The organism is Aggregatilinea sp., assembly GCF_036822615.1.
Lineage (GTDB): Bacteria > Chloroflexota > Anaerolineae > Aggregatilineales > Aggregatilineaceae > Aggregatilinea.
In genome coordinates this window covers 1-8,648 of sequence record NZ_DAISHJ010000170.1, presented here as the reverse complement: position 1 = coordinate 8,648, position 8,648 = coordinate 1, and the positions used below count along the sequence as shown (strand labels likewise).

Sequence of the window (8,648 nt, the reverse complement as noted above, 5' to 3'; positions counted from 1 at the left end):
CGTCGCGGAAGGCGTCGAGCTGCGGCGTGCGGGCATCGATGCGCCCGTGTTCACGCTGGGATACTCGTCGCCGGGCGAGGCGGAGATCGCAGCGGAGCACGGCATCGCGCTGGCGGTGATGGACGTGGAGACGGCGCAGGCGTTCGCCGGGCGCTGTACCGCGCTGGGACGGCCCGCCCCGGTGCACGTCAAGATCGATACGGGCATGGGCCGCTACGGGCTGCTGCCGGACGAGACCGTGCCGTTTTTCACGCGGCTGGCGCAGATCCCCGGCCTGCGTGTGGAGGGCGTGTTCAGCCACTTCGCCGTATCCGACAGCGCCGATCCCGGCTTCACACGCCAGCAGATCGGCATGTTCCGCGCGGTGCTGGCCGCGCTGGATGCGGCGGGGTTCGCGCCGCCGCTGCGACACATCGCCAACAGCGCGGCGACGCTCGCCGTGCCCGAAGCCGAATTCGACGCGGTGCGCGTGGGTATCGCGCTGTATGGCCTGCGCCCCTCGGATGAAGTCGAGCCGAGCGTGCCGCTGCGCCCGGTGCTGACGTTCAAGAGCCGCGTGGCCCGCGTGCGGACGCTGCCGCCCGGCGCAAGCGTGAGCTATGGCCGCACGTTCATCGCCGCGCGCGAGACGGTCGCCGCCGTGGTCCCGGTCGGGTATGGCGACGGCTACCACCGCCTCCTGTCCAATCGCGGCGCGGTGCTGATCGGCGGGCAGCGCGCCCCGATCATCGGGCGGGTGTGCATGGACCAGTTCGTCGTGGACGTGACGGATCTCGGCCCGGTGGCGCTGGGAGATGAAGTCGTGCTGGTGGGCTGTCAGGGCGGTGAGTGCCTCCCGGCGGAGGAGGTCGCGCGCTGGGCGGAGACGATCAACTACGAGGTCACGACCTCGCTGCTGCCGCGCGTGCCGCGTGTGTACCTTCGCGGCGGGCAGCCGGTCGCGCCGTGACCTTGCGCGCGGGGTTATGTGGACCCGCGAGGGATAGAAAAACGGGCGGAGCAAGCCCCGCCCCTATGAAGTGTTTTTTGCGTTGGGAGCGGGGCGATTCGTGAATTGCCCCTACGGTACAGGGCGCAACGATAGGCGTGGGGCGTATCGCAATACGCCCCTACGGGATGTTGGGGGCGCGGGCGATAAAAACGGGCGGAGCAAGCCCCGCCCCTACGGAGCGATTGGAGTTAAACGTGAGCCGTGCGTTTTTTGGTTCCTGGCTAACCGCTAATCGCTATCTGCTAACCGCTGCTTTTACCCCTTCACTGCGCCTGCCGTCAGACCCTTGATGAACTGCTTGGACATCAGCAGGTACAGGATCAGCACCGGCAGCGACGCCAGCGAGAGCGTGCTCAGGATGGCGTTCCAGTCGGTTTGATACTGCCCGAACAACAGCGACACGCCGTACGTCACCGTGCGCACGTTTTCGTCGCGGGTGAGGATCAGCGGGAACCACAGGTCGTTCCAGATCGGGATCATGTTGAACACGGTGACCGTCGCCAGCGCGGGACGTGTCAGCGGAAGCATGATCTCCACGAACACGCGCAGCTCCGACGCGCCGTCCATGCGCGCCGCGTCGATCAGGTCTTGCGGCACGCCGCGCATAAACGCCGTCAACACGAAGATCGTGATCGGCAGCCCCATCGCCACGTAAATGGGAATCAGCCCCGTGAGCTTGTTGTTGAGGCCGAAGTCCTGCACGATGGTCACGATGTTGATCGTGCCCAGGCGGATCGGGATCATCAGCCCGGCGACGAAGTACAGGTACACCGCCGTCGAAGCCCGCGAGCGCCAGTTCGCCAGCGCGTACGCGCCCAGCGCGCCGATCAGCAGGATGATCGCCAGCGACGTGACGGTGACGATCAGGCTGTTGCGGAAATAGAGGTCGAAGTTGCCGTCGATCCAGGCGTTTTTGTAGCCGTCGAAGGTGCGGACGTCGGCGGTCGGCCACGAGAACGGCGCGCGGAAGATCTCGCGCTTGTCCTTGAGCGAGTTGACGAGCATCGTCCACAGCGGGGCCAGCACGACCAGCGTCCAGGCCAGCAGGATGGTGTGCGAGACGATCTGCCCCAAAAAGTTCGGGAAGCGGTAGCGGTAGACGGTGCGGTTCAGCAGGCGGCTGCGCGTCTGTACACGGTAGGGCAGGCGCGGCACCACGACGAACCAGTAGACCAGCATCACGGCAAGGAGCGCCAGCGCGGCGATACTCGCGCCCAGGGTGGTGTCGATCAGGCCGGTGAGGGTCGTGACCAGTCCGACGAGCGCGCCCAGCAGTGCGCCGAGCCATGTCGCAAGATCCGTGCTTTGCGGCAGCGAGAAGCGCGGCGTGATCAGCCCGCCGACCGCCATGCCCAGCATCACCCAGCCGATGCCCCCGGCGTTGCCTACGATCCAGGCCAGAATGTCGATCATGCGAACACGCCCCCTTCACCCCGGCGGTTCGACCAGAGCAGCCACAGCGACACGCCCACCAGCAGAATCAGGAACAGGATGGTCGCCACCGCCGCGCCCAGGCCCATGTCGGGCCGCGCGACGGGGTGCTCGCCCGCGATGGCCGTGCGGTAGAAATAGGTCCCCATGATGTCGGTGGAATAGTCGGGCGGTCCATTGGCCCCCATCATGGCGTACACCACGTCGAAGGCGCTGAAGTTGCCGATGAACGTCAGAATCGCCACGATGGCAATCACCGGGCGCAGCAGCGGCAGCTTGACGCGCCACCAGATCTGGAACGCGTTCGCGCCGTCCACGTGGGCGGCTTCGCTCAGCTCTTCCGGCACGTTGAGCAGCCCGGCCAGGAACATCATCGTCGGCAGGCCGACCCACTGCCACGACGATACCAGCGCCACCACGATCAGCGCCCAGCGCGTGTCGCCCAGCCAACTGTGGAACCATTCAGGATGCCCCACGTCTTCGAACAGAATTTTCAGCATCCCCCAGCGCGGGTTGAGGATCAGCCGCCACAGGAACGCGGTCAGCAGCACCGACATCGTCGCCGGGATGAAAATGATCGTGCGGTAGATGTTGCGCCCAAACAGGTGCGTCTGCGACAGCAGCGTGGCGAACAGCAGCCCCAGCGTGTTCTGCACCAGCATGTGCACGCCGAAGAAGATGAACGTGTTGCCCAGCGCGTTCAGGAAGCGCTCGCGCAGGAGATCGTTGGCGAACAGGTCGTGGTAATTTTGCAGGCCGACGAACTCGGTGGGGCGCAGGCCCGTGCCGGTATAAAAACTGAGGCGCATCGAGTTGAGCAGGGGGTACGCCATAAAAATCGTGTAGAACACGACCGCCGGAACCAGGAACAGGATCCAGGCGCGGCGGCGTCCGGCCTCCCAGTTTCCGGTCAGGCCGAGCGTTTTGAGGGATCGTTCAATAACGGCCATGCTAAGCTCCAAGTACGGTCTGGCGCGTGGTACGGCGCTGTGCAGCGGGAGAGGGAGGAGCGCTGCGATCACTCAATAAAACCATACCGTAAGTTTCAACAAACACCATGTAAATAGGACCAAAACACACGTTTAAGTTATCGGGTCAAAGTGAATTTGTCGGGTGAAAACCATCGCCCGACCGGGGCCGGGCGATGGCAGTACGCTTAACGATGTGCCAGCAGCGAACCTAGCTGCCGCAGCTCTGGGCCGGTTCGAACCACTGCGCCAGACCTTCCTGCAGGCCGTCGGCGGCTTCCTGCGGCGTCATTTCGCCGTTCAGGATCGCGATCGAGTTGTCCTGCATCAGGGAGTACGCGCTGGGATCGCCGTCGTCCAGCTTTTCCCACGACCAGCGCACGTCCACACCACGGCCTTCGTTGAGGGCCAGGAATTCGGCGGCGTGCGGGTCGGTCAGCTCGGGCTTGTCCTTGCTCAGCGGGTAGAAGCCGGGCAGCAGGTTACCGAGCATCGTGGAGAATTCCGACTGGGTCACCCAGGTCAGGAACTCACGCGCTTCTTCGGGGTGCTCGGTGTTGGCGTTCATGCCGATGCCCGCGTCGTAGTGGAAGGTCACGTACTGCTCATCCTGACCTTCGGGGGCCGGGACCGCGAAGACGCCCCAGTCGAAGTCCGGCGCTTCGGACTCAAACAGCGGGATGTCCCACGAGCCGCCGAGCCACATGCCCGCTTCGCCCATCAGGAAGATCTGCTGGCTGTCGTAGTAGGTCAGCGCGGCCTGATCTTCGGGGAAGTACGGCGCGAGGTCCGCGATCGCCTGGAAGGCGGCCACGGCGTGCTCGTCGTTGAAGCAGCGCTCGCCGCTCAGGTAGGCCTGACGGCCTTCGTACCCGCCGATAAACGTCGGGGCGAGGTTCATGAACACGATTTCCGCGATGGTCCAGGTGTCGCCGCTGGCGTTTGCGAAGCCGTCGTAGCCGTTATCTTCCAGCGTCTGACCGGCGGCCAGCAGTTCTTCCCACGTCTGCGGGATTTCGATGCCCAGTTCTTCGAACAGGCTCTTGTTGTAGTAGATGCCGTGCGACACGGCGATCATCGGGACGCCGTACTGATCGCCGTTCGGCGCCTGCCAGGGGGCCAGCGCCTGCGCGTCGAAGTTGTCGATGCCGGTCAGGTCGCTCAGGTTTGCGATGTTGCCGGCTTCGTACAGCGCCAGGCTGACCGCGTAGGAGCGCAGGTACATCAAGTCCGGCGCGTTGCCGGTCTCGAACTGGCTGAGCAGGGTCGCGTTATAGTCGGGCGGGTTGGTGGGGTCGAACGTAATGGAGATATTGGGATGTTCTTCTTCAAACGCCGCGATGATTTCTTCCATCTGCGCGACATCGTCCACACGCCACGATCCGAGAACCAGCTCAACCTGATCTTGCGCGAGGGTCGCAGGAATCGCGGGGATCATGAGGGCGAGGACGAGGAGCAAAACTAAACCTTTTTTCACTGTTGCCTCCCTAGATACACTTTACGAAGAATGGCAGGGTAGAACAGCCGTGATTCGAGTATACTCCCGAGGTCCCGGGGAGCCAAACGAGTGCTCCCAAATTATCTTAATCAAAATATGTTCAATTTGTTTAGTCGCAGCCAGAGCGCGAGTTATGCTAGACTCTGCTCACGCTGTGGGCTCGTATGACAACACAGCCCCCGCACTGCGCCAGATCTTTGTGATGAAGCGAGGTCCTAATGCCTGCTGTTGGCGAAAAAGCCCCTGATTTTGCTCTGAAGAATCAAGACGGAAAAACGGTCCATCTCAGCGACTATCGCGGCCAGAAGGTGCTGTTGTTTGCGTTTCCGAAGGCGGGGACGAGCGGCTGCACCGCCCAGGCGTGCGGCCTGCGCGACGAGATGCCCGCGTTCAACGGCGTGAATGCCGTGGTGCTCGGCCTCAGCCCGGATATGCCCGACGCGCTGCTGAAGTGGAAAGAGCAGGAGCACCTGCCCTACGATCTGCTGTCCGATCCCGACCACAAGACGCTGAACGCCTACGGCGTCTGGGGCGAAAAGTCGATGTACGGCAAAAAGTACATGGGCGTGATCCGCTCGCATTGGGTGATCGACGAAGAGGGCACCATTGCCGACGCGCAGATCAAGGTGTCGCCCGCGGACAGCGTCGCGCGGGCGGTGGCGTTCCTGGCACCCGAATCGTAATCAGGCGGCGACGGCGTAGGCCATGACGGCGGCCAGCGTGACTGCGTAGATCAGCGACGGCAGCGCCCAGCGCTGTACCGGGTTCAGGTCTACGACGCGATGGCCGCCTTCCGCTGCCGGATCGGCCTGCACGTCGTAGTGCGGCCCGATGAACCACGCCAATACCACGCCGCCGATCAGCCCGCCGATGTGTCCGGCGTTGTCGATCTTATAGGTGGTCGCCTGCGAGAGCACGCCGAGAGCCAGATTCACGACCATCAGCACGATGAGCTGGTTCAGGTGGCGGCGACCCATTTCACCGTGCAGGCGGCGGTGCTGGTAAAAATAGACCGCCTCCGCGCCGAAGACCGCAAAGATCGCGCCCGACGCGCCGACCGACGGCGCGCTGGTGAAGACGAAGCTCGCCAGCGACCCCGACAGCCCACCCAGGAAGTAGATAAGCGCAAATCGCACATGCCCGAACAGCGCCTCGACGTCGCGCCCGATGATGTAGAGCGCATAGCCGTTGAAGACGATGTGCATCAGGTTCAGGTGCAGGAACATCGACGTCAGCAGCCGGTAATATTCACCGTCGCGGATCCGGTCGTTGATCTTGGCCCAATTTGCCAGAAATTCGTTCTGGGCCATCGCGCTCGACAGGCTCATGTAGTACAGGTAAATCAACACGATCACGGCCAGCAGCACGTAGGTGACGCGCGGCGCGCTGACGGGCAGACGCACGGCGACGCGCCGGAATCCGGGCGGCGGCTGGGGAACCTGTCTCTGCGGCGAGGGCTGGTCGTGGTCGGGTGTGGGCGGGTTCTGATACTGGGACATCCAATTTCCCTTCATGCCGTGCACGGGGCATCGACCGGGCCTGCTCGATGCGGGCCGCGTGATGTCATACACGTCGATTGTATCCTAAACGCCGCCGCACCTTGTATGCGGGAGGCAAGAAGTGCATTAGAAGCACATTAAAAAAGCGGCGGCAGCAGCGCGGGGTCGCCGGACGGGAACCGCGCCCCTTGACACCTGCGGCGCGCGTGCTAATCTGTCGGTGAAGCGTGTGGGGATTGGAGGGCGTATGCCAACGTATGAATACCGGTGCAATGCCTGTCACCGCAAAGTGACGCTGCATTACAAAACCTATGCCGAATACGACGAGGCCGTGCCGGTGTGCACACACTGCGGCAGCGCGGACCTGACGCGGCTGATCTCGCGCGTGGCGATCCGGCGCTCGCCGTTGGGCCGCCTGATGAACAGCGACGACGTGAACGACAACGCGTTCGACGACCTGGACACCGACGATCCGGTGATGCTGGGGCGGATGCTGCGGGAAATGAGCGCTGAAACCGGCGAGGATCTCGGCGGGGAATTCGAAGAAGTCGTGGACCGGCTGGAACGCGGCGAAAGCCCGGAAGACATCGAATCCAGCCTGCCCGACATGCCCGCCGACGTGCCTCCCCCGTCCCCGCTGGGCGGCGGGTTGGGCGATCTCGGCGGGTTGGACGACTGAAAAGCGACCTTACCCCCGGCCCCTCTTGACCGGCGCGGTTATGTGGCGAAAAACCGGGCGGAAGCAAGCCCCGCCCTTCCATGAAAAACACGCTCCGTGTATGGGAGCGTGTTTTTTGTTCTGGCTAACGGCTAATCGCTAGCGGCTGTGCGCTGCGGTTTTCCTAGCGGCTGAGCGTGTCGGGCGTGGTGAGCCGCGCCAGCACCGCTGTGCGGATCTCCGCGTGGATCGTGTCGCGCTCGCCGGTCGCGTCGATAGTCACCCATCGCGAGGGCGCTTCCGCGATCAGGCGCAGATAGCCTTCGCGCACGCGGCGGTGAAAGTCCAGCGAGAGCGCGTCCATGCGGTTCCACTCCGCGCCCGCATCGGCGGCGGCATGGCGGCGGCGCAGACCGTCTTCGGCGGTGATGTCGAGGTACAGCGTGAGGTCCGGCTGGAGGCCGCCCGTCGCAAAGCCCAGGATCTGCCGCAGAACGCCTAAATCGAGGCCGTGCCCGTAGCCCTGGTACGCCAGCGTACTGTCCGCATAGCGGTCGCAGATCACGATCTCGTTCGCGGCCAGCCGGGGGCGGATCTCCTGGTGGACCAACTGCGCGCGCGACGCGGCGTAGAGCAGGATCTCGGTGTGCGGGTGCATCTGCTCGTTTTTCAGGTCGTGCAGCACGTCGCGGATCTGGTCCCCGATGCTGGTGCCGCCCGGCTCCCGCGTGTGAAAAACGGTGTAGCCCCGGTCCTGTAAATCGCGGACCAGCAGGGTGACCTGGGTGGTCTTACCGCTGCCTTCCGGCCCCTCAAACGTTATAAACATGGGATAACTCGCTCGTCCGGTTAGCGCACGTCCACGGCGAGCGGTGTGCGGGCCGCCCGCGCCACTTGAATCCCCGCCAGATCGCTTTCGATCCAGACGGTCAGATCCGTATTGTACACGCCCGCTTGAATCCCCTCCAGAGTCAGCGCGACTTCCAACGTGTCGCCGGGCTGCACGACCGTGTCGAGCCGGTATTCGTCCCACGCGCCGAACAACGGGTAGCTGCGCTCGGTGACGGCGGTATACACCGGCTGCATGGAGGTCACGCGGACGCCCGCCAGCAGATCGGGATCCAGGCCGATGCCGGTCACGGTCACCGGGTCGAGGCCCACGTTGTCGATGGTCACGGTGATCGTTTGTGGATCTGTGGCGTTGATCACCAGCGCGGCGGGCACGACCTTGACTTCGATGATGCTGGGATCGCCTGCCCAGTACAGCGCGACGGCGGCCACACCGCCGAGGAGCAGCGCGATCACGACCAGGATAAAGAGCATCCCCCAGCAGCCCGCGCGGGACCGGCGGGGCGGTGGAGGCGGCACTGTCTCGTACATCGCACGGCTCACGGCACACTCTCCCTGCATGATATGGTAGCGCGCCGCCGGGACTCAGCGACAGGGCGGCGCGCGCCTGGACATTGTTGTTGAGTGTAGCGGCAGAGCGGATCTGCTGCCAACCGGGGCGCGGGGCGCGGGGATCGGTTTTTTGCGGGGCGTATCCTCACCGCGACCTCACCCCCGGCCCCTCTCCAATCTGGGTTGGAGAGGGGAGACAAGC

The 8,648-nt window shown here is 64.2% G+C and carries 9 protein-coding genes; 3 read left to right on the top strand and 6 right to left on the bottom strand.

Annotated features, from left to right (window positions below):
• Positions 1 to 949 (top strand): alanine racemase (gene alr, locus V7116_RS24460; protein ID WP_324394618.1); only part of this gene is annotated, 949 nt, incomplete at its 5' end.
• Between the two features lie 297 nt (positions 950 to 1,246).
• On the opposite strand, the gene V7116_RS24455 is transcribed toward alr, so the two are convergent.
• The 3 genes from V7116_RS24455 to V7116_RS24445 form a co-directional block, all read right to left on the bottom strand.
• Positions 1,247 to 2,404, bottom strand: coding sequence for a carbohydrate ABC transporter permease (locus V7116_RS24455; protein WP_324394617.1), 1,158 nt, complete (start codon positions 2,402 to 2,404; stop codon positions 1,247 to 1,249).
• A complete protein-coding gene (locus tag V7116_RS24450; protein WP_324394616.1) occupies positions 2,401 to 3,372 on the bottom strand; it encodes a carbohydrate ABC transporter permease in 972 nt (323 codons plus the stop codon). The genes V7116_RS24455 and V7116_RS24450 overlap by 4 nt, the downstream gene beginning before the upstream one ends.
• A gap of 229 nt (positions 3,373 to 3,601) precedes the next feature.
• Positions 3,602 to 4,867: an ABC transporter substrate-binding protein gene (locus tag V7116_RS24445; protein ID WP_324394615.1), complete on the bottom strand. Its 1,266-nt coding sequence runs from the start codon at positions 4,865 to 4,867 to the stop codon at positions 3,602 to 3,604.
• A gap of 239 nt (positions 4,868 to 5,106) precedes the next feature.
• On the opposite strand from V7116_RS24445, the gene bcp reads away from it, so the two are divergent.
• The gene (gene bcp / locus V7116_RS24440; RefSeq protein WP_324394614.1) at positions 5,107 to 5,571 is read left to right on the top strand and encodes a thioredoxin-dependent thiol peroxidase; all 465 of its coding nucleotides are present in this window, start codon (positions 5,107 to 5,109) and stop codon (positions 5,569 to 5,571) included.
• On the opposite strand, the gene V7116_RS24435 is transcribed toward bcp, so the two are convergent.
• Positions 5,572 to 6,387: a rhomboid family intramembrane serine protease gene (locus tag V7116_RS24435; protein WP_324394613.1), complete on the bottom strand. Its 816-nt coding sequence runs from the start codon at positions 6,385 to 6,387 to the stop codon at positions 5,572 to 5,574.
• A 247-nt stretch (positions 6,388 to 6,634) separates the two neighbouring features.
• Between V7116_RS24435 and V7116_RS24430 the strand changes: the two genes are divergently transcribed.
• On the top strand, positions 6,635 to 7,066 hold the full coding sequence (locus tag V7116_RS24430) for an FmdB family zinc ribbon protein (protein WP_324394612.1): 432 nt from the start codon (positions 6,635 to 6,637) through the stop codon (positions 7,064 to 7,066).
• 163 nt (positions 7,067 to 7,229) lie between these two features.
• Here the strand turns inward: V7116_RS24430 and tmk are convergent, their stop codons facing one another.
• Positions 7,230 to 7,874, bottom strand: coding sequence for a dTMP kinase (gene tmk / locus V7116_RS24425; RefSeq protein ID WP_324394611.1), 645 nt, complete (start codon positions 7,872 to 7,874; stop codon positions 7,230 to 7,232).
• A 20-nt stretch (positions 7,875 to 7,894) separates the two neighbouring features.
• On the bottom strand, positions 7,895 to 8,437 hold the full coding sequence (locus V7116_RS24420; RefSeq protein WP_324394610.1) for a hypothetical protein: 543 nt from the start codon (positions 8,435 to 8,437) through the stop codon (positions 7,895 to 7,897).
• Between the last annotated feature and the right edge of the window lie 211 nt (positions 8,438 to 8,648).

Bases quoted from the DNA above. Each gene is read 5' to 3' on its own strand.
- V7116_RS24455 (WP_324394617.1), bottom strand. From the start codon at position 2,404: ATGATCGACATTCTGGCCTGGATCGTAGGCAACGCCGGGGGCATCGGC.
- V7116_RS24450 (WP_324394616.1), bottom strand. From the start codon at position 3,372: ATGGCCGTTATTGAACGATCCCTCAAAACGCTCGGCCTGACCGGAAAC.
- bcp (WP_324394614.1), top strand. From the start codon at position 5,107: ATGCCTGCTGTTGGCGAAAAAGCCCCTGATTTTGCTCTGAAGAATCAA.
- V7116_RS24435 (WP_324394613.1), bottom strand. From the start codon at position 6,387: ATGTCCCAGTATCAGAACCCGCCCACACCCGACCACGACCAGCCCTCG.
- V7116_RS24430 (WP_324394612.1), top strand. From the start codon at position 6,635: ATGCCAACGTATGAATACCGGTGCAATGCCTGTCACCGCAAAGTGACG.
- tmk (WP_324394611.1), bottom strand. From the start codon at position 7,874: ATGTTTATAACGTTTGAGGGGCCGGAAGGCAGCGGTAAGACCACCCAG.